Genomic DNA, 19990 nt, shown 5'->3' on the forward strand with positions numbered 1-19990 from the left:
TACCCACCGCCGGAGTGAACAACGCACTGCGTCACCGTTTGTCGCCTGTTTAAGTAACGGCCGAATGGGCAATCGGAAAATATGCTTGCGCCTGCGTCTCGCGCCTATGACCGCGCCGTCGTGGTGATCCCCGCCCACAATGAACGAGCGGACCTGCCGGCGTGTCTGCGCGCGGTGCTCACGGCCGCCCTATGCGTGCCGATTTCCGTCACGGTGATCGTGGTGCTGGATGCCAGCGACGATGGCAGCGTCAAATTGGCCGGTCAGTACGGGCCCGACGTACATTTCGTCAGCGTCGACGTCCACAACGTGGGGGCCGCGCGAGCGATCGGTTTCGGCTACGGGCGCTCGCTGTGCGCGGCGGACGACGTGTGCTGGTACGCCACCACCGACGCCGATAGCAAGGTGGATCCCAACTGGCTGATCCACCAGCTCGAGCTCGGCGTCGACATGGTGCTGGGCGTGGTGCGGATTGCCAGCTGGCGCCAGCGTCCCGCGGAGCTCGCCGATCGCTATGCGCGGGCCTACCGGGCCGGCATATCGGGCCAGGACGGCCACCCGCACATTCACGGAGCCAACATGGGTTTCAGCGCCCGGGCGTATTGGCGCGTCGGCGGATTTCGCACGCTTCCCACGGGCGAAGACGTCGACCTGGTCGAGCAGTTCGAGGCCGCGGGCTACCGCATTCACCGCGACACCGAATTGTCGGTCATCACATCAGCGCGAACCCAGGGTCGGGCCCCTCAGGGATTCGCTCACTACCTCAGCCAATTGGGCAGAACGGCGGCGGGTGACTGCGCGTGACGGCGGGGCTGGTACAGCATTGGCTGGACTCGGGCAGGCTCGAGATGCCGCTGCCCGCGTCCGGACGTACCGCGGAACGCTGGCAACGCCTGGCCTCCCTCGCCGAGGATGACATTGCGGCGGCCCGCATCGCCGAGGCACACGTCGACGCGGTTGCCATACTGCACGAACTAGGCGGCAAGCCACCGGATTCCAATCAGCTGTGGGGCGTTTGGGCCGCCGAGGCCCCGGACGCCGTGCTGAAGGCCACGAGCGTCGGTGGGGGCGCGTACACCCTCAGCGGGACCAAGGTGTGGTGCTCCGGAGCGGGGTTTTGCACGCATGCCCTGGTGACCGCACGCCTGGACGACGGGGAGCGCGGCCTGTTCGCGGTGTCCCTGTACGACCCCGGGATCAAGGCGCTGCCGACCACGTGGTGGAACGCCGGGATGGCTGGCAGCGACACCCGGCCGGTGCAGTTCACCAACGCGCAGGCGGTGGCCGTCGGCGACCCCGGCGCCTACTTGGACCGGCCGGGATTCTGGCACGGCGGCATCGGAGTGGCCGCGTGCTGGCTCGGCGGCGCCCGCCGGGTGGCCGAGCCGCTATACCGTTGCGCCGCAGCCGAATCGGCGGACGCCTACTCGCTGGCGCATCTCGGCGCCGTCGACGCCGCGCTGGCCGCAGGCGAGGCGATGCTGACCGTCGCGGCGGCGCAGGTCGACTCGGATCCGTTCGACCGCGCCGAGTCCGCGCAACTGCTGGCCCACCGCACCCGCGCCATCGTGGAACACGCCGCCGACGAAGCGATCACCCGCACCGGCCGCGCCCTAGGCCCGGGACCGTTGTGTCAGGATGGGCGCCACGCCCAACGGGTGGCGGACCTGAGCATCTACATACGACAGAGCCACGCCGAGCGCGACCTTGCCACACTCGGGCGGCTGGCGGGACGCCAGCGTTGAGGGCCGACGTGGCGATCACATCGATGGGGAATTGCGCCCGGTTTGCGGCCAAGCCGCTGACGCACGGCGGGACACCGGCGCCGGTGTGGCTGGCCGGCCTCGACCAAAAGTCGCTGCCCCAACTGGATTTGACGCAGTGCCCGGGCCTGGTCGTCGCCGCCGCCCACCCCGACGACGAGACACTGGGCCTAGGCGCGATGATCGCGCAACTGGTCGCCGCGGGTGTCGACGTCCGCGTGGTGTCGGCCAGCGACGGCGGGGCCGCCGATCCGAACGCGACGCGGTGGGAGCGGACCCGCTTGGAAGCCACCCGCAGGCATGAATTACGCAGAGCGGCAGATGTTTTGAAGGTGCCGCTGCCGGTGTCGCTGGGCCTGCCGGACGGTGAGCTGGCCGACCATGAGGACAGGCTCGCGGATCTGCTCGCCGAGACCCTCGCGTCCGCCGGGCCCGGGGCGTGGTGCGCCGCAAACTGGCGGGGAGACGGGCATCCCGATCACGAAGCCGTCGGCCGGGCCGCGGCGACAGCGTGCGCGCGCACCGGCGCCACGCTGCTCGAGTATCCGATCTGGATGTGGCACTGGGGCCGCCCGTTCGACACGGCGGTGCCGTGGGAAAACGCATCTGCGGTGGCCGTTTCCGGTTGGGCGGTCGCGCGCAAACGCCTTGCGGCGCAATGCTTCCGCAGCCAGTTCGAGCCGGGTGCCGCCCAGTCGGCGCCCGTCCTGCCTGCGTTCGTGCTGCCGCGGCTACTGGCGGTGGGCGAGCTGGTGTTCCGGTGAGCACCCGGCTGCCCGACACATACTTCGACGAGATCTATGCCGGCGACGACGATCCGTGGCAACTGTCGACGCGGTGGTACGAGCAACGCAAGTACGGGATCACGCTGGCGATGCTGCCAAACCCCCGCTACCGCCACGCTTTCGAGCCGGGTTGTTCGATCGGCACACTGACTGAGCTGCTGGCGCAGCGTTGCGACCACGTGACCGCGGTGGACGTGGCCGAGGCCGCGCTGCGCGGCGCCGGTATGCGGCTGCGGCAGGCCGGCTGCCGGGATCGGGTGACTCTGAGCCGGGCATCCGTGGATGCGGCGTGGCCGGCGGGCCCCTTCGATCTGCTGGTGCTCAGCGAGGTCGCCTACTACCTGGAGGCGGACCACTTGGCGCAGGTGCTGGAGCGCGAATGTGCCCGCCTGCAACCCGACGCGAATGTCGTTGCCGCACACTGGCGTCATCCGGTGGCCGACTACCCGCTCTCCGGCGATGCCGCCCACGAGGTCATCGCCGCGACGCCGGGACTGACGGCGCTGGGCCGCTACCGCGATCGCGATGTCGTCGTCGAGGTGTTCGACACCGGTGACGGCCGCTCGGTCGCGGCCCGCGAAGACGTGCCCGGGGCCCGCTAAAGCCCATGCGCGTGGCGACGTTCAACATCCTGCACGGGCGCACAGTCGGCGACGGGGTGCATCCGCAGCGGCTCGAGGACTGCGTGCGACGGCTCGACCCCGACATCTTGGCGCTGCAGGAAGTGGACTGCGACCAACCACGGTCCTCCCTGGCCGACCTCACCGCGGTCGCCGCCAAGGCGATGGGGGCGGTGGCGCACCGATTCGTGGCCGCGATCTCCGGTACCCCCGGAGCGACGTGGATGGCGGCCACCGGGCTGGAGCAACCGGGGACCGCGGCGTACGGGATCGCGCTGCTGTCCCGATTCCCGGTGGCCAGTTGGCAAGTCGTGCGGTTGCCGCGAATCCCGATGCGGTTTCCCATGTATCTGCCGGGGCCCAACCGGGTGATGATCGTCGACGAAGAGCCGCGGGCGGCGGTCATCGCGCAGATGCACACCCCGCTCGGCCTGCTCACGGTGGCGAACACGCACCTGTCTTTCGTACCGGGCTGGAATCGGCGGCAGCTGCGGCGGCTCGTTCACGACATGCGCGGCTTCCCTACGCCGCGGATGCTCCTCGGGGATCTCAACATGACGCCCGCGACGGTGCATCGCTGGTCCGGCATGCGGCCGCTGGCCGTGGCGGACACGTTTCCCGCGGACGCGCCCGGCCGTCAGCTCGACCACATCCTCACCGACGACGATCGGCTGCGCGGTGGAGTGACGGAGTCGGAGCTGACGCCGATCTCGGATCACCGGCCGCTAGTCGTCGACCTGACCGGTGGATGAGCCACTGCCGCGCCGTCCGAAGGCGGAGAGGCGTCGCTGCAGGCGATCGATGTCGTCCAGCAACGGCATTTCGTGCGTGAGCCTGGTGATTTCGACGCCGAGGTCGATTCGGTCCAGGAATCGGCGCTTGGCGCTGGCGAGTTTGGCTGCCAACAAAGCCATTTCGTCTTCGGACACTCGTCGCGGCAGCAGCGCCAACAGCGGCGCGTAGCCCACGGTGGGTGTTCCGGCGGGATACCCACCGCGAAAGAATGCAACGACGCGCGAAACGCTGTGGCCCAGGCCCATCGGCTACCTCGCTAACCTCACCGAACGCCGTTCAATAGCGTTGGTCACTCGCTGGGATAACCTCGCATGCCGGTTCGAAACCTCCCAGTCGATGAAATGGCGATGAAGCTTTGGCCGGCGCCGATGCTACACCAGCATGGGCGCATAAAAGTGGTCCGGCCCGCAGCCGGACCGGACCACTTTCGCGTGCGTATTACTGATGTTCCTTCTGGCGCTCTTCGGCGGCTTTCGCGCCACCGCGGGCGGCTTCGGCTTCGGCTTCCTTCTTGCCGGCGTCGCGCTGCGCGTCGGCCTTGTCCTGCTGCGCCTGGCCCTCTTTGACTAGGTCATCACGGCCGGCGATCGTTCCGCCGAATTCCTTGGCCTTACCCTTGATGCCCTCGACGGCACCTTCGACGGCCTCTTGTGGTCCACTCTTCTCGCCCATGGATATACCTCTCTCTCGGCGTTGTTGAGCTTGTTCCCCTCAGGGTTGCGGATCGGCTGAACTGCTTTGGGTCCGACTACGCTGCTCGGTACCGCCTCGGCACATACACCGCGCCGCTCAACACGTCCGCAACTAAGGGCTTCCCGGGGCTGGGATCGTCAAACTTGTCCGGGTCACGCAGGTTCGCGAAAATTCTGGCCACAGCGCCCGTTTGAACGTTTTGCGGTCGGGTGGTGCAATCGACCACTGAAACCGGAAGTGAACGACCACCGTCGCTGTTATCGGGGCCAACCGGAACCGCCGGATCTCGCGTGACCGCCAGGCTGAGGGGACGCGGGATGCAGTGGTCGAGATCGCTCGTTCCCGCGGCGTCGACCGTGTGACCGCGCCACGGATACCGTTGTGCCACACGGCACTTGACCGTAACTAGCCTTGGCTGCGCGCCTCGGCGCCGGTTTCCCCGCTGCCGAAGTCGTCGTCCGCGGACGCGCGGCCCACGTAGCTGCCGTCGCCGTTGCGGCTGGCCCTCGATCCCGCGACGTTGGGATCGGCCTCGATATCTTCCGCTGCCTTTTCCTTGCGGTGCTTTCCGGTCATCGTGTCCCCTCCCCGATCAATTGCCTGCGCTCATTGGTATCGCGGGTAGATCCGGCCACGCAGCAGTCCCGACAGGTGAAAGGCGTTGCGCAGTCTCGACGAGAAGGCCCGCGGTTGCGTAATACCCGGCGGTCTAGGCGGCAAACGGCTGGCCTCGGTGCACGCGGGGGCGCCGTGAACTACAGTCGCGACAGGATCACCGGCGAAGGAGGGCGCCCGTTGACCAACCCTCAGGATCCGTTCTGGAACAACCCGTTCACCTACGACCCGCTCGGCCGCGTCCCGTACGCCGGGCCGCCCGTCGAACCGCCGATGGGTCCGCCCATGGGGCCACCGATGGGGCCGTCGATGTTCCCACCCCCACCACCACCGCCATACCGCCCGCGCGTCAACACATTCGCGACGTTGTCGCTGGTGTTCGCCTTCGTATTCGCCCCGGTGGGCGCGGTTTTGGGCCATCTAGGGCTCGCGCAGATCCGCCGCACCGGTGAACTCGGCCGCGGCCGGGCGCTGGTCGGCGTTTCCCTGTCGTATGCATTCATCGTGCTCGCCGTCGTCGCGCTGGCCGGCTGGGCGACCCTGCCGGGCGCCACCCAAAGCCACGTCGCGGCGCCGGCGACCAGCGCACCGGCCACCACCAGTGACACGCCACCGCCACCGACGGTGGCGCCGGACGCGGTCATGAAGCTGCTGCCCAGCCTGGGCGTGCTGAAGGACCTCACCGGCGACCAGAATCTGGAGGCGGGCCAGACCTACGACCGTCCCGCCAGGTCCGACAAGGACGGCGCCGTCGACCGCCCTGAGTGCTGGGGCAGCATCATCCCGGGCGCCCCAGAGGCGTACACCTCGGACGCCATGGTCCGGTACCGCGCGGAGACGTACTCGGACACGCGGACCCTGTTGAAGTCGATCCAGGTGACTCAGGTGGCCATCGGCTTTCGCGATCCGTCCACCGCCCAATCGCAAGAGGCGAAGCTGGTGGACGGCTGGCGCCAGTGCGGCAGCGTGCCCGTGACGCTGACGGCCACCGGCGGGCTGACGTACACCCTGACGCTGAGCCCGCCCGCCGACGCGGGCAACGGCATCACCACGATGGATCTGGCGCCCAAGGGACTCAAGGTGCGTTTCGTCCGGGCGGCCGCGGCCAAGGCCAACGTCGTCGTCGACCTCTATGTGGTCCAGCTCGGCACCACCGACGCCGGCAGTGCCCGGCAGGCGGCGGTCGCGATCGCCAACTACGTACTCGCCAAGATCCCGGGCTAGGCCTTTCGATTACGGTGGCGCTATGAAATTCATCGACGTCGACGGAGTGGGACCGATCAGCCGAATCGGGCTGGGCACCTGGCAGTTCGGCTCACGCGAATGGGGCTACGGCGACGATTACGCCTCCGGTCCCGCCCGCGACATCGTGCAACGCGCCCGAGCCCTGGGGGTGACGTTCTTCGATACCGCCGAGGTCTACGGGCTGGGCAAGAGCGAACGGATCCTCGGCGAGGCGCTGGGCGACGAGCGCGCCGAGGTGGCCGTCGCCAGCAAGATTTTCCCGGTGGCACCCTTTCCCCCGGTGATCAAGCAGCGCGCGCGGGCCAGCGCACGACGGCTGCAGCTGGACCGCATCCCGCTCTACCAGATCCATCAGTCCAACCCGGTGGTCCCCGATTCGGTGATCATGCCGGGCATGCGCGACCTCCTCGACAGTGGCAAGATCGGCGCGGCCGGCGTCTCGAACTATTCGCTACAGCGGTGGCAGAAGGCCGACGCGGCGCTCGGGCGGCCCGTGATCAGCAACCAGGTCCATTTCTCGCTGGCCTTTCCCAGGGCGCTGCGGGATCTGGTGCCGTTCGCCGAGCGGGAGAACCGCGTAGTGATCGCCTGGAGCCCGCTGGAGCAGGGGCTGCTGGGCGGCAAGTACGGCGTGGACAACCGGCCCGGTGGCATCCGCGCGCTGAACTCCCTGTTCGGCACCGAAAACCTGCGCCGCGTCGAGCCGCTGCTGCAGACGCTGCGCGACGTCGCCACGCAGGTCGACGCCAAGCCGGCACAGGTCGCGCTGGCCTGGCTGATCAGCTATCCGGGCGTGGTGGCCATCCCGGGTGCGTCCAGCGTCGAGCAGCTCGAATTCAACGTCGCGGCAGCCGACATCGAGCTGCCCACCGCGTCCCGGGACGCGCTCACCGAGGCGGCCCTGGCGTTTCGGCCGGTTTCGGCCGGGCGCTTCCTGACGGATCTGGCTCGGGAGAAGCTAGGGCGTCGTTAGGAAGCTGGAAAGGCGGCCGTGCCGGTTGGCGCGCCCCTGGCGACCACCAGCGGCATCGACGTCGAGGAGTTGGTGCTCAGGATGGTGTGCACCACTGAAATCAGGTCTTCGATGGGCATCAGCTTGCCCGGCATGCAGCCGCGCGACACCCAGAGCGGATAGGCCTGCATGGTGAGGTCTGTGTCCCAGCCGGCGTTCATTCCCGTCGCCGCCTCACCCTCGCCGCCCGCGCACTCCCCCACGATCAGGTTGGTGAAGCCGACCTCGGGGTGTTCGGACCGCCACGCCTCCACCAGTCGCTCCAGGGCCGCCTTGCTGACGCCGTAGGCGCCCAGGCCCGGCCACACCGGCCCGTAGGGCCCCGCGTCGGAGGACAGGTAGACCACCTTGCCCGCCGACTCGGTCAGGTGGGCAATCGCCGCCGCGGTCACCAGCGACGCCCCGACGACGTTGGTGTCGAAGATCCGGCGCCAGGTGTCGGCATCGGTGTCGACCATGCGAACCAGCGGGCTGATGGCGGGCGTGTACACGATGTTGTCGATGCCGCCGAACGCGTTGGCGACCTCACCGATGGCCGCCTGGCACGATGCCTGGTCGGTGATATCGCACTCGACGGCGATCGCGCCCCCACCGGCCTCTTTCGCGGCGGTGTCGAGGCGCTCGCGCCGGCGGGCCAGCAGCGCGACCTGATCGCCGCGCCGGGCAAGCCCGATTCCGATACAGCGCCCCAGGCCACTCGACGCGCCAACCACCACTGTCCGTGACATATTTGCCCTCTCCTGTAACGAGCACGCTGCAGCACAGCGTATCGACCGCGACCGGGCCGGACGACGAGGGGCGGACCATTGGCCCGGCTGGGACCCGAAAGGCTATGTGCGCCTGGGTAATTGGGTCACGACGACGCTCTGCGCGCGCGGCGCAGGGATCGCTCCGCCGAAAATCGGGCGACGGCATTCTTGTCGCCCTGCTTGTCCTGGTACATCGCGGCGTCCGCACGGGCCGTCACCGACGAAATGGGCTCGCCGGGAAGGGCAATGGTGGCGCCGATGCTCAGGGTCGCGCGCAGGGCGTTTCCGGCGACGTCGATCGGCTCGGCGGCATGGTGGCGAATAGTCTCGGCGATCTCAGAGAGCTCGTCGAAGCCGCGAACGTCGGGCGCCACGACGAGTATCTCGTCGCCGCCCGTGCGCCCGACCGTGTCCCCATCGCGGACGCTTTCTCGGATCCGTTCCGCCAGGGTCGCGAGCACGACGTCACCGATGCCGTGTCCCCACGTGTCGTTGATGTCCTTGAAATGGTCGACGTCGCAGAACAGGATGCCGACGTAGGTTCCGGCGGGTCGCGGTTGCGCTAGCGCGGATTCGAGGCGCGTCATGGTCTCGGCGCGGTTCGCCAGCCCGGTCAGGGTGTCGAAACGGGCCAAGCGCAAGAGCCGCTGCTCGGTCTCGACCTGATCGTCGGCGAGGCGCAGCGCCGCGATCAGACCATCGGCGTTGCCGTCGGCGTCGACATAAAGCTTCGCGTGGCCGTCGACCCAGCGGTACCCGGAGTCGACGGAGTGGACCCGGAATCGCTGTATGACCGAATCGCTGTCGGTGATTCCCCGCAGTACCGCTTCGACGGTTGCGACGTCGTCGGGATGGATGCGGTCGCTGAAGCCTGGGCCGAGCCACCGCTGCGGGGGCCCGCCCAGGGCGCCCACGACCGACGGCGAGACCCACGCGGCGTCGCGGCCCCGAAGGTGGACGATGACGTCGACGGCGTTGTCGGCAAGGATCCGGTAGCGCATCTCGGCGTCGGCGCGCAGCTTGCTGACGGACTCCTTTTGGATCAGCTCCTTTTGTTCGCGCTGGCTCAGGTAGAACGTGACCACCCCGACGACGAGGGTGCCCACGACTATCGAGAGGGACCACTCCGCGTGCTCGCCGCGCAGGCCGACCGCCAGGAAGGTCGCCCTGGCGAGCGCCACGACGAGCGGGAAAGCCGCCAGAATGCCCACCAGCCGGACCAACGAGCGCCAGTCGGGCCTGCCGATGAGCAGGGCCAGCGGCGGCCGGTCGGGGCGCGCAAGCGAAGCCGCGACGACAAGCAGCAGCAGCGCCGACCCGGTAGCCATCGCCTGACCGGTTGACGTCGACACACCCACCAGCGCCAGCGCGTCGAACAGGTAGGCCGCGACGGTGACAACCGGGATGACCGCACCGGCCGCCACACACAGCGGCCACAGCAGGCGCATACCACGATCCAGGCGTATCAGCGCGACCGTGGCGGCCACGAACAGCACCGACAGGGCCGTTTGCGGGCTGGGGCGTCCCGGCCAGGACGATTGGCGTAGTCGCACGGCATCGCCAAACCACACCTGGTCCACACCCAACGACCTGCCGGTCATGTACTCCGCGAGCACGACGACGGCGAAGACAACCACCGCGAGAGCCAGGCCCCGAGCGACCCACACCCGCCCGCGGAACGGATGCCCCAATTGCGTCAATGTCGCGGCCCCCAGGGCAGCGAGGCACATCGCGGTCCAGGGCGTCATCACCGGCCAGGTCGGATAGAGCCTCGTCAACGAGTCGACGCCGGTCGTCCAGCCCACCCAGGCAACGGTGGCCACCACGATTACGAACGCCGGAATCGCCCGGGCAAACCGCGGCAACGCGGATTCCAGGAGCACGTCGGGGCGCGGTCCCTCCATCCGCCGCCTCCCCTGCCGCGATGACACCGAGCGTTTCTGCGGCATCGCTATTGTGCGCGAAGAAACCCACCGATGTCACGCGATCGACAAATGCGCGCATTTCGGCGAATGTTGGTGCGTCAGATGCTATTTATGCCTCGGCGGACAGGGCCTGCAGCACCACGGCGCTGTGGGCGTCGACGGTCAGCGTGCCGCCCCCCGGCACTTCGTCGGCGGGCGTCTCCTCCTCGGGCCCGGTGAAGACGACCAATTGCCAAGCGGCCCCGAATTCCTTTGGCGGAAGGGTGAATTCGATGGCTTCGTAGTGGGCGTTGAAGCAGAGCACGAACGAGTCGTCGAGCACCCGCTGCCCGCGCGCATCGCGGTCCGGTATGCCATGCCCGTTGAGGAACACCGCGACGGACTTCGAAAAGCCCGCGCCCCAGTCCTCGTCGCTCATCTCCGAGCCGTCCGGTGCGAACCAAGCGATGTCTGGCAGACCACCCTGCCCGCGCCGGCCCACCGGCTTGCCGGAAAAGAAGCGCCGCCGCCGGAACACCGGATGGTTCGCGCGCAGCGCCGACACCACCCGGGTGAACGCCAGCAGGTCGGTGTCGACGGCGTCCCAGTCAATCCAGGTCAGCTCGCTGTCCTGGCAGTATCCGTTGTTGTTGCCCTGTTGCGTGCGCCCCAGCTCGTCGCCGTGACAGATCATCGGGACGCCCTGCGACAGCAGCAGCGTGGTCAGGAAGTTGCGCTCCTGGCGGGCGCGCAGTGCCGTGATGCCCGCGTCGTCGGTCGGCCCTTCGGCGCCGCAGTTCCAGGACCGGTTGTGGCTCTCGCCGTCGTTGTTGTCCTCGCCGTTGGCCTCGTTGTGTTTCTCGTTGTAGGAGACCAAATCGCGCAGGGTGAACCCGTCGTGGGCGATGACGAAGTTGATCGATGCCACCGGCCGGCGCCCGGTGTGCTCGTAGAGGTCGGCCGATCCGGAGAGTCGATAGGCGAACTCGTCGAGCGTGGCGGGCTCGCCGCGCCAGAAGTCCCGGACGGTGTCACGGTATTTCCCGTTCCACTCCGTCCACTGCGGCGGGAAGCCACCCACCTGGTAGCCGCCGGGTCCGACATCCCACGGTTCGGCGATGAGCTTGACCTGGCTGACGACCGGATCCTGTTGCACGAGTTCGAAGAACGCCGCCAGCCGGTCGACGTCGTAGAACTCGCGCGCCAGTGTCGAGGCCAAGTCGAATCGGAAACCGTCGACGTGCATTTCGGTCACCCAATACCGCAGCGAGTCCATGATCAGCTGCAGCGCGTGCGGATGCCCGACGTTGAGGCTGTTGCCGGTGCCGGTGTAGTCCATGTAGTACTGCTTGTCGTCGTCGACCAGGCGGTAATAGGCGGGGTTATCGATGCCGCGCATCGACAGCGTGGGCCCCATGTGGTTGCCCTCGGCGGTGTGGTTGTAGACGACGTCCAGGATCACCTCGATGCCGGCCTCGTGCAGGGCGCGCACCATCGCCTTGAATTCCTGCACCTGCCCGCCCGGGGACGTGGAACTGGTGTACTTGAAGTCGGGCGCGAAAAACCCAATCGTGTTGTAGCCCCAGTAATTTGACAGACCCTTGTCGACCAGCGTGGAGTCGTTGGCGAAGTGGTGCACCGGCATTAGTTCGATCGCGGTGACCCCGAGGCTCTTCAGGTGCTCGATCATCACCGGGTGCGCCACCCCGGTGTACGTGCCGCGGATCTGCTCGGGGATGTCCGGATGGGTCTGCGTCAGGCCTTTGACGTGCGCCTCGTAGATGACGGTGTCGGCGTACTCGTGTTCCGGCGGGCGGTCGTTGCCCCAGTCGAAGAAGGGGTTGATCACCACCGACTTGGGCATGCTCGCCGCCGAGTCGTCGTCGTTGCGGCTGTCGGGATCGCCGAAGTTGTAACTGAACAGCGACTGGTTCCACTCGAACGTGCCATCGATCGCCTTCGCATACGGGTCCAGCAGCAGCTTGTTCGGGTTGCACCGCAACCCGGCCTCGGGCTCGTATGCGCCGTGCACGCGATAGCCGTAACGCTGCCCGGGCTCGATGCCCGGTATGTAGCCGTGCCAGACGAAGTAGTCGACCTCCGGCAACGTGATTCGCGTTTCGGTGCCGTCGGCGTCGAACAGGCACAACTCGACGCGCTCGGCCACCTCACTGAACAGCGCGAAGTTGGTGCCCGCGCCGTCGTACGTGGCGCCAAGGGGGTACGCCTTGCCCGGCCACAGTTCACCGGTAGGCGTCGGAAGAGGCGCGTCTGCTCTGGTCATGGGCCACTTGATACCCTACGGCGACCACAGCCAAACCCGCGGCCGAAAGTCTTTGGCGGCCAGCGCTTTTGAGTGCCTCAGGCGGTGGACGCGAGCCCGGGCTTGAGGATGACCTTGACGGCCCCGTCCTGCTTCTTCTGGAAGATCTCGTACGCGTGCGGCGCCTGGTCCAGCGGCAACACGTGCGTCGCGAAATCGTCGACGCCAAGGGGGTCGTCGTCGCTCAGCAGCGGCATGATGTCGTCGACCCATCGCTTGACGTTGGCCTGGCCCATTCGCAGCGTCAGCTGTTTGTCGAACAGCGTGAGCATCGGCAGCGGATCCGCCATCCCGCCGTAGACCCCGATCAGCGAGATCGTCCCGCCGCGGCGCACGATGTCGATCGCGGAGTACAGCGCGTTGAGGCGGTCCACGCCCGCGGTTTGCATGAACCGCTTGGCAATTGCGTCCGGCAATATCGTCGTGGCCTGCTGGGCGAACTTGGCGACCGGGGAGCCGTGAGATTCCATGCCCACCGCGTCGATGACCGAGTCGGCGCCCCGCCCGTCGGTCAGGTCCCGGATCACGTCGCCCAGCGGCGCGTCCAGGCGGCTCAGGTCGATGGTATGGATGCCGCGCTTGGCGGCGCGGGCGAGGCGCTCGGCCACCAGGTCGACGGCGATGACCCGGTAACCGAGATGATCGGCGATGCGCGCGGCCATGTCCCCGATGGGCCCCAGCCCGAGCACGGCGACCGTTCCCCCGTCCGGGATGTCCGCATAGGCCACCGCCTGCCAGGCGGTCGGCAACACATCGGAGAGGTAGACGAACCGTGAATCCGGTGGCCCCTCAGGAACTTTGATGTGGGTGAACTGGGCCTGGGGCACCCGCAGCAGCTCGGCCTGGCCGCCGGGGACTTCGCCGTAGAGCTCCGAATAACCGAACAGCGCCGCGCCCATCCCCTGGTCGCGCACCTGGGTGGTCTCGCATTGGGTGAACAGCTGCTTGTGGCACATGTGGCAGCTGCCGCAAGAGATCTGGAACGGAATCACCACCCGGTCGCCCACCCGCAAGTCACCGGTCTCGGCTCCGACCTCGCGAACGATTCCCATCGGTTCGTGCCCGAGGATGTCCCCGGGCTTCATGAACGCCCCGAGGACCTCGTAGAGGTGTAGGTCGGACCCGCAAATATTCGTCGAGGTGATCTCCACGATGGCATCGGTGGGCTTCTCGATCTTGGGGTCGGGCACCGACTCGACGCGCACATCGCGTTTGCCCTGCCAGGTAACAGCTCGCATGGTGGGCTGGTACCCGCCTCATCGACGCCGAAACGGCGGCGGTTGCGCCGGACGCGGGTGGGTAACCACGCCGAGGTGACCAATCTCGGCGTGATCATCGTGGGCAGCGGGCCGGCAGGAGTGGCCGCCGCGGAATCGTTCCGCGAGCACGACTCCACGGCGCCGGTGCGAATCCTCACCGCCGATGCCGACCTGCCCTATGCGAGACCGCCGCTGAGCAAGGAATTTCTGCGCGGGGCGACCGACGACGTCGCGCTGCATCCGGCGCAGTGGTTCGACGACCGGGACATCGAAATCACCCGCAGCGCAACGGTCGACCGCCTGGACGTGGGCGAGCGCGCCGTCTACGCCGGCGGGCAGCGCCATGGCTACGACACCCTGATTTTGGCCTGCGGGGCGGCCCCCGTCGCGCCACCGATGCCGGGCGCTCAGCGCGCGCGGCTGTTACGCTCACTGGCCGACGCCGCCGCACTGCGCGACAAAGCGCACACCGCGACCTCGGCGGTGGTGATCGGATCCGGCTTCATCGGTTGTGAGGCCGCCGCCTCCCTGGCGATGCGCGGCGTGCCGGTGACTCTCGTTGCGCCCGAACCACTTCCACAGGAGAAGCGGCTCGGCACCGCGGCCGCCGAACGCCTGCGCGACCTAGTGAACGACACGGGCGCCCGCCACGTCGGCGGCGTGTCGGTCCAGGAGATCACCGAAGCCGGCGTGCGGCTGGACAACGGCGTCACGATCGATTCCGACTTGGTGCTGGCCGCCACGGGCGTCGAGCCACAGAGCCGCATCGCGGCGGAGGCCGGCCTGAGCCTGGACGGCTCCCGGATAATCGTCGGCTCCGACATGGGCGCCTCGACCCCCGGTGTGTACGCCGCGGGCGACGTCGCGTTGGCCTACCACGAGGTCGCCGGGCGCCGCGTGGCGATCGAACACTGGCAGGACGCGACCGACCAGGGTGCGATCGCCGGTACCTGCGCGGCGGGCTCGCAGACGAAATGGGTTGGGGTGCCAGGCTTCTGGACCTCGATCGGTGAGGCGACGCTGAAGTACCATGCCTGGGGCGGCGGCTACGAACGCAGCCGGTTCATCGACCATGGCGACGGCTTCACCGTCTGGTACGAATCGGGCGACGCTACCGTCGGCGTCCTGACCTACAACGCCGACGCTGACTACGACCTCGGCGAGCGGCTGATCGCCGAGCAGCGGCCGTGTCCGATGCCGATGGAGTAACGGCTGCGGCTCAGCGATGCCGGCGCTTGAGCGGATGTTCGCTGTCGACCAGCGCGTGCGCGATGTCGTGGAGTTTGGTGTTGGACTGCTGCGACAGGCGGGACAGCAGCTCGAATGCTTCGATAGCGTCGAGATTGAAACGCTCCATCACGATCCCTTTGGCCTGCCCGATGACGTCGCGGGTGGCCAACGCGCTGCGGAATTGGTCCTGGCGGCGAAGCATCGACCAGGCCAGCGCTATATGACTGGCGAAGACGGCGCCGAGCTCCACCGCGTCCTCGGTGAACGCGTGCGGCTCCTCGGCGTAGAAATTGAGCGCCGCGGTGGTATCGCCCTCGACGAACAACTCGAAGGACAGGATCGAGCGGATCGGCGTCTGGGCCAGCGCGTACTGCTGATAGCGCGGCCAGCGCTCGTCCAAGCTCAGGTCGGTCACGTGCATGATGTGGTGCTGCCAGACCGCCGCAACGCACGGCCCTTCCCGATACTCGTTCTGGACCGCGTCGAGGATCTCGGGATAGCGGTGTGTAGCAACGACATTCGTGACCGCCTTGCCGCCCTCAGCCAGCGTGATCCCCGCGTACTGCGACCCCGCCACGTGCCGAGCGCCATTGTCGACGAGTTCGCGCAGGCCGGTCGTGGTGTCGGTGTCCTCGCGCTCCAGGCTGGCGACGAGGTCGGCCAGCTGGGCGACGATCGCGTTCGTGCTGTCCGTGATGAAGCGCCCCTTCCTGGACGTCGACCTCGGCCCATATTGCGAGCTCAAGGCTACGCCACCCCCTCACCCCATGGTCACCCGCGAAAGTTCGGCTGTCTAGGCAAAATAGAACTCCGTAACCAATTAACGAAATCGTCCGCGTAACACATTCGAGCGCAACACTTTTCACAATGCCCCCGATTGCGCTTTAGACTCGGATCCGTGACTTCAATAGTGATCGTCGGCAGTGGTTTCACCGGATTCACCTGCGCCCGCCGCCTGTCCCGCATCCTTCGTCGACGGCACGACGATGTGGACATCACCGTGATCTCCCCGGTCGATTACATGCTCTACACGCCGCTGCTGCCCGATGTCGCCGGCGGCGTGGTCGACGCCCGCTTCGTCGCGGTGCCGCTGGCCAACGCCCTCAAAGGCGTTCGCCTGGTGCGCGGCCGGGTCGAGGGCGTGGATTTCGCACAACGCTCCCTGACCTACTGCGATCTGGAGCGACGTCAACGTCGCATGTCCTGGGATCGGCTGGTGCTGACGCCGGGCTCGGTGACCCGGCTGTTCGACATCCCGGGGCTGGCCGAGCACGCGCGTGGGCTGAAGACCGCCGCCGAGGCGCTCTACCTGCGCGACCACATCGTCGAGCAGCTGGAGCTGGCCAACATCGAGGACGACCCCAGGGTGGCCGCGGCGCGGCGCACCGTCGTGGTGGTGGGCGCGTCCTATTCCGGCACCGAACTCGTCGCGCAGCTGCGGGCACTGGCCGACGCGGCGGCCAAGCAGATGCGGTTCGACGCCGACTCCGTCAAGTTCGTGCTGCTGGACACCGCCGAGCAGGTGATGCCCGAGGTCGGCGAGAAACTCGGCAAGGCCGCGCTGAAGGTGCTGCGCCGCCGCGGCATCGACGTCCGGCTCGGCATGACGCTCAAGGAAGTGCACGCCGATCACGTTGTCCTCAAAGATGATTCGCGCATCGATACGCATACGGTCGCCTGGGTCACCGGGGTCACCGGCGCGCCGCTGATCTCGGATCTGGGCCTGCCGACCGAGAAGGGCCGGCTCAAGGTGCAACCCGACCTGCAAGTGCCCGAGCACCCCGAGGTGTTCGCGGCCGGCGACGCGGCCGCGGTCCCCGACCTGACCCAGCCGGGCAAGATCACCCCGCCGACCGCCCAGCACGCGACCCGCCAGGGCAAGGTGCTCGCCCGCAACGTGGCCGCCAGCCTCGGACACGGCACCGCCAAGGAATACAAACACCGCAACCTGGGCCTGGTGGTCGACCTCGGACCGCACTACGCGGTGGCCAACCCGCTCAACGTCCACCTGTCCGGCTTTCCCGCCAAGGTGGTGACGCGCGCCTACCACCTGTACGCGATCCCGCGGCCGGTCAACCGGTGGGCGGTCTCGCTGGCCTACCTGACCGACGCGCTGTTCGCCCGTTCGGTGGTGTCGATCGGGCTGTCGTCGCAAGACGACGCGCAGTTCTCCACCAGCGAGGGCATCCCGCTGCCGAAGATCAGCTGACGCCGGCCGTTTAATCCCCCGCGGTGTCGGGCAACCGGCCATCGTGGATAGCGACAACAGCGACAACATGCTCGAGCAGTCGGAGAGCCTGGACTCCGACGAGGTGCGCAACGACGACGGTGACGCGGTGGTCGATCCACCCGAGCGCTGGATCAGCGCCGAGGAACACAAAACTCTCGACGAGAAGCTCGCGGCCGAGATCTCCGACCGCGCGGGCCTGGACCGTCCGGCCGAGCAGCCCGACCTGGACGGCATCGACCCCGATGCGCACGGTCGCGAGCGCGGCCAAATCGACGGCACGCCCGAAGACGGCGAATCGTTCTACAACGTCGAGAGGTGAATCACGGTGCGCTGGGCAGGTGCCCGCGATCAACCGGGTGAACCTCGGCGCAAAGATCAGCCCGACGGTGAAGCCAGTGGCGACTCAGATGCCGGAAACTAATCCGAGTTACGTTCGGGGCGAGCAGATTTCGCTGACTCGCGGAGCGAGCGGTTGCTGGACCGCAGGTCCGTATTGGCCTCCGACAGCGCGGCATTGTCGTCCTCGAGGCCGAGGATGCGCGCGATGCCGACCAGGTTGACGCCGGCCTCGACCAGCGCGCTGATTCGCTTGAGGCGGGCCAAGTCGTCGGCACTGTAGCGGCGGGTCCCGCCACCGCTTCGGTCTGGCATAAGCAATCCGTGGCGCTCGTAGAGGCGCAATGACTGCACCGGAATACCGGAAAGCTCCGCGGCCACCGAGATCCCGTATACGCCGTGATCGGACGACGGCCCACCGCCGCCACCCGGAAGATCGGTCATCGAGCACCCCCTTGCTGGACTGCCACAGAAAATCTGTTTACTACACTTGCACTGAACTTTCGATGGTGATATATAAAATCTGTGCCTCATGGCATAGATATAACGCTAGCACAGAGCAACAGATTGGAGTGAGAGGTGACTGCAATGCTGATGCGTACCGACCCGTTCCGGGAGCTGGACCGTTTCGCCCACCACGTGCTGGGCACGGCGGCTCGTCCGGCGGTGATGCCGATGGACGCCTGGCGGGAAGGCGAAGAATTCGTCGTCGAATTCGACTTGCCCGGGATCGACGCCGACTCGCTGGACATCGACATCGAGCGCAACGTCGTCACTGTGCGCGCCGAACGGCCGGGCGTCGACCCCAACCGGGAAATGCTGGCCACCGAGCGGCCGCGGGGAGTGTTCAGCCGTCAGCTGATACTCGGCGAAAACCTCGACACCGAACGGATCGAGGCGACCTACTCCGAAGGCGTCCTGAGTCTGCGCATTCCGGTGGCCGAAAAGGCGAAGCCACGCAAGATCTCGGTCGGCCGCAACGCCGGGCACCAGGCGATCGCCGAGAGCACCGCAAAGCGCGAGGTCATCAACGCCTGATCGCGTGGCGGGCGGCGGCCGCCGCCCGGCCGTCGCCGCCCGCCCAGCAACAGCACTCCGCCATTGATCGAGCATTCCACCGGAGGTCAGCGCCTTATGACATATTTGATTCCGCCCTCGGTGTTGAACAGTCAGCACCATCCCCAACGGCCCGCAATGTCGGACCGGCTCGCGAGTTTTCGCATTCACCCCGTACCCACCCGGTTCAATGGCGCACGCCCAATTCCACGGTCGCGCGCCCGGTGAACTGAGCCCGAGGAGAAGAGCCGAAATGAATTGGAACCTGAATGGCGATTCGGCGGACGTCGAGCAGGCCTTGGCCGGCGGTGAGCCTGCGCGCGCGGGATGGTTCCGGTTCTATTTCGCCGACCAGCGATGGGAATGGTCCGAGCAGGTGCAGCGGATGCACGGGTACGCGCCGGGCACCGTCACCCCCACCACCGACCTGGTGCTCGCGCACAAGCACCCCGACGACCGCGGCCAGGTCGCGGCCACCATCGATCAGATCCTGAACACCTACCAGGCGTTCAGCACCCGGCACCGCATCATCGACACCGCCGGGGAGGTTCACCACGTCGTCGTCGTGGGTGACCAGCTGTACAACAACAACGGTGACATCATCGGATCGCACGGCTTCTATGTCGACGTCACGCCGCCGTCGGATCAGCAAAACGAAGACATGGTCACGGCGAGGCTGGCCGAAATCGCCGAACAGCGTGCGTGCATCGAGCAGGCCAAGGGGATGTTGATGCTGATCTACGGGATCGGCGAGACCGCGGCGTTCGAATTGCTCAAATGGCTGTCACAGGACGCAAACGTCAAGCTCCGGCCGCTGGCCGAGCGGATCTGCGACGAGTTCCGTGGCGCCGGGCCGGGCCTGACCTCACACGCGGAGTTCGACCACCTGCTGTTGACCGCGCATCAGCGCGTCAAAAGCGCCTAGAGCTCACCCGAGAAGTCCGCCGTGATCCAACGGTCGGGGCGGATGGTGAACAGCACGCTCTGTTGCCCTTCGAGGCTGCGGACGAACGCGCGCCCGCCCTCTTCCCCGAGGTAGCGGATCGCGATCTCCTCGCGCACCTCGATCGGGGTGGGCTCGGTGGTGTCGACGACGCTGCCCTCGACGACCACGTACTGATACGGCGGCTCCTCGCGCTGGACGACCAGCGTCACCACACCGGCGCGCTCGATCAGCTTGGCCTTGCGCGACGACGCACCGGTGTTCACCCGAATGTTCTGGCCGGGGGTGTAGTCGTACCAAATCGGGACGCTGGCCGGGGGACGGCCGTCCTCGGCCGCGACCGACAACACGCCGACGTGCAGTGCCGCGAGGAAATCTTCACGCTGGGGCTCACTGAAAGCAGTCATGGCCGGGGGAACCCCCGCGAACGCC

At 67.6% G+C, this 19990-nt stretch carries 22 protein-coding genes; 12 read left to right on the forward strand and 10 right to left on the reverse strand.

Annotated features, from left to right (window positions below):
- Window positions 1–81 precede the first annotated feature (81 nt).
- From MRAB57_RS01215 to MRAB57_RS01235, 5 genes are read left to right on the forward strand one after another with little or no spacing between them, the layout of a single operon-like run.
- The gene (locus MRAB57_RS01215) at window positions 82–804 is read left to right on the forward strand and encodes a glycosyltransferase family 2 protein (RefSeq protein ID WP_077085937.1); all 723 of its coding nucleotides are present in this window, start codon (window positions 82–84) and stop codon (window positions 802–804) included.
- Window positions 801–1745 (forward strand): acyl-CoA dehydrogenase family protein, encoded by a 945-nt coding sequence (locus MRAB57_RS01220; protein WP_077085938.1) that lies wholly within the window; start codon window positions 801–803, stop codon window positions 1743–1745. The genes MRAB57_RS01215 and MRAB57_RS01220 overlap by 4 nt, the downstream gene beginning before the upstream one ends.
- Window positions 1746–1753: 8 nt before the next feature.
- Complete coding sequence (locus MRAB57_RS01225) at window positions 1754–2527, forward strand: PIG-L deacetylase family protein (RefSeq protein ID WP_425436653.1); 774 nt, start codon at window positions 1754–1756, stop codon at window positions 2525–2527.
- A complete protein-coding gene (locus MRAB57_RS01230; RefSeq protein WP_077085939.1) occupies window positions 2524–3150 on the forward strand; it encodes an SAM-dependent methyltransferase in 627 nt (208 codons plus the stop codon). The genes MRAB57_RS01225 and MRAB57_RS01230 overlap by 4 nt, the downstream gene beginning before the upstream one ends.
- Window positions 3151–3155: 5 nt before the next feature.
- A complete protein-coding gene (locus tag MRAB57_RS01235; RefSeq protein WP_077085940.1) occupies window positions 3156–3920 on the forward strand; it encodes an endonuclease/exonuclease/phosphatase family protein in 765 nt (254 codons plus the stop codon).
- On the opposite strand, the gene MRAB57_RS01240 is transcribed toward MRAB57_RS01235, so the two are convergent.
- The 3 genes from MRAB57_RS01240 to MRAB57_RS28715 form a co-directional block, all read right to left on the reverse strand.
- Window positions 3894–4208, reverse strand: coding sequence for a DUF3349 domain-containing protein (locus MRAB57_RS01240; protein WP_077085941.1), 315 nt, complete (start codon window positions 4206–4208; stop codon window positions 3894–3896). The two genes, MRAB57_RS01235 and MRAB57_RS01240, sit on opposite strands and share 27 nt — an antisense overlap.
- Before the next feature lie 193 nt (window positions 4209–4401).
- Window positions 4402–4635: a microaggregate-binding protein 1 gene (mbp1, locus tag MRAB57_RS01245; protein WP_077085942.1), complete on the reverse strand. Its 234-nt coding sequence runs from the start codon at window positions 4633–4635 to the stop codon at window positions 4402–4404.
- Window positions 4636–5061: 426 nt separating this feature from the next.
- On the reverse strand, window positions 5062–5232 hold the full coding sequence (locus tag MRAB57_RS28715; protein ID WP_173813884.1) for a hypothetical protein: 171 nt from the start codon (window positions 5230–5232) through the stop codon (window positions 5062–5064).
- 219 nt (window positions 5233–5451) lie between these two features.
- Here MRAB57_RS28715 and MRAB57_RS01250 point away from each other — a divergent pair, with 219 nt between their 5' ends.
- Both MRAB57_RS01250 and MRAB57_RS01255 read left to right on the forward strand, forming a co-directional pair.
- Entirely contained in the window at window positions 5452–6495 is a 1044-nt protein-coding gene (locus MRAB57_RS01250) for a sensor domain-containing protein (protein WP_077090314.1), read from the forward strand.
- Window positions 6496–6517: 22 nt separating this feature from the next.
- A complete protein-coding gene (locus tag MRAB57_RS01255) occupies window positions 6518–7489 on the forward strand; it encodes an aldo/keto reductase (protein WP_077085943.1) in 972 nt (323 codons plus the stop codon).
- On the opposite strand, the gene MRAB57_RS01260 is transcribed toward MRAB57_RS01255, so the two are convergent.
- The 4 genes from MRAB57_RS01260 to MRAB57_RS01275 form a co-directional block, all read right to left on the reverse strand.
- Window positions 7486–8244 carry an SDR family oxidoreductase gene (locus MRAB57_RS01260; protein WP_083743267.1) on the reverse strand — a complete coding sequence of 253 codons (759 nt, stop codon included), beginning with the start codon at window positions 8242–8244 and terminating at the stop codon, window positions 7486–7488. The two genes, MRAB57_RS01255 and MRAB57_RS01260, sit on opposite strands and share 4 nt — an antisense overlap.
- Before the next feature lie 137 nt (window positions 8245–8381).
- Window positions 8382–10181: a sensor domain-containing diguanylate cyclase gene (locus MRAB57_RS01265; RefSeq protein ID WP_077085945.1), complete on the reverse strand. Its 1800-nt coding sequence runs from the start codon at window positions 10179–10181 to the stop codon at window positions 8382–8384.
- Between the two features lie 130 nt (window positions 10182–10311).
- Window positions 10312–12465 carry a glycogen debranching protein GlgX gene (gene glgX, locus MRAB57_RS01270; RefSeq protein WP_077085946.1) on the reverse strand — a complete coding sequence of 718 codons (2154 nt, stop codon included), beginning with the start codon at window positions 12463–12465 and terminating at the stop codon, window positions 10312–10314.
- Window positions 12466–12542: 77 nt separating this feature from the next.
- On the reverse strand, window positions 12543–13742 hold the full coding sequence (locus MRAB57_RS01275; RefSeq protein WP_077085947.1) for a zinc-dependent alcohol dehydrogenase: 1200 nt from the start codon (window positions 13740–13742) through the stop codon (window positions 12543–12545).
- 75 nt (window positions 13743–13817) lie between these two features.
- Here MRAB57_RS01275 and MRAB57_RS01280 point away from each other — a divergent pair, with 75 nt between their 5' ends.
- Window positions 13818–14972, forward strand: coding sequence for an NAD(P)/FAD-dependent oxidoreductase (locus tag MRAB57_RS01280; protein WP_077090315.1), 1155 nt, complete (start codon window positions 13818–13820; stop codon window positions 14970–14972).
- A 10-nt stretch (window positions 14973–14982) separates the two neighbouring features.
- Here MRAB57_RS01280 and MRAB57_RS01285 read toward each other — a convergent pair whose 3' ends face one another.
- Window positions 14983–15690 carry a GAF and ANTAR domain-containing protein gene (locus tag MRAB57_RS01285; RefSeq protein WP_077090316.1) on the reverse strand — a complete coding sequence of 236 codons (708 nt, stop codon included), beginning with the start codon at window positions 15688–15690 and terminating at the stop codon, window positions 14983–14985.
- A gap of 201 nt (window positions 15691–15891) precedes the next feature.
- Between MRAB57_RS01285 and MRAB57_RS01290 the strand changes: the two genes are divergently transcribed.
- Both MRAB57_RS01290 and MRAB57_RS01295 read left to right on the forward strand, forming a co-directional pair.
- Entirely contained in the window at window positions 15892–17202 is a 1311-nt protein-coding gene (locus tag MRAB57_RS01290; RefSeq protein WP_077085948.1) for an NAD(P)/FAD-dependent oxidoreductase, read from the forward strand.
- Window positions 17203–17269: 67 nt separating this feature from the next.
- On the forward strand, window positions 17270–17542 hold the full coding sequence (locus MRAB57_RS01295; protein WP_077090317.1) for a hypothetical protein: 273 nt from the start codon (window positions 17270–17272) through the stop codon (window positions 17540–17542).
- Window positions 17543–17640: 98 nt separating this feature from the next.
- Here the strand turns inward: MRAB57_RS01295 and MRAB57_RS01300 are convergent, their stop codons facing one another.
- Window positions 17641–18003: a MerR family transcriptional regulator gene (locus tag MRAB57_RS01300; RefSeq protein ID WP_077085949.1), complete on the reverse strand. Its 363-nt coding sequence runs from the start codon at window positions 18001–18003 to the stop codon at window positions 17641–17643.
- Between the two features lie 144 nt (window positions 18004–18147).
- Here MRAB57_RS01300 and MRAB57_RS01305 point away from each other — a divergent pair, with 144 nt between their 5' ends.
- Together MRAB57_RS01305 and MRAB57_RS01310 are read left to right on the forward strand one after the other, a co-directional pair.
- On the forward strand, window positions 18148–18597 hold the full coding sequence (locus MRAB57_RS01305; protein ID WP_077085950.1) for an Hsp20/alpha crystallin family protein: 450 nt from the start codon (window positions 18148–18150) through the stop codon (window positions 18595–18597).
- Between the two features lie 271 nt (window positions 18598–18868).
- On the forward strand, window positions 18869–19540 hold the full coding sequence (locus tag MRAB57_RS01310) for a PAS and ANTAR domain-containing protein (RefSeq protein ID WP_077085951.1): 672 nt from the start codon (window positions 18869–18871) through the stop codon (window positions 19538–19540).
- Here the strand turns inward: MRAB57_RS01310 and MRAB57_RS01315 are convergent.
- Window positions 19537–19965, reverse strand: coding sequence for a pyridoxamine 5'-phosphate oxidase family protein (locus MRAB57_RS01315; RefSeq protein WP_077085952.1), 429 nt, complete (start codon window positions 19963–19965; stop codon window positions 19537–19539). The genes MRAB57_RS01310 and MRAB57_RS01315 overlap by 4 nt on opposite strands.
- Between the last annotated feature and the right edge of the window lie 25 nt (window positions 19966–19990).

The organism is Mycobacterium rhizamassiliense, assembly GCF_900157375.1.
In the GTDB taxonomy this organism is placed as follows: domain Bacteria; phylum Actinomycetota; class Actinomycetes; order Mycobacteriales; family Mycobacteriaceae; genus Mycobacterium; species Mycobacterium rhizamassiliense.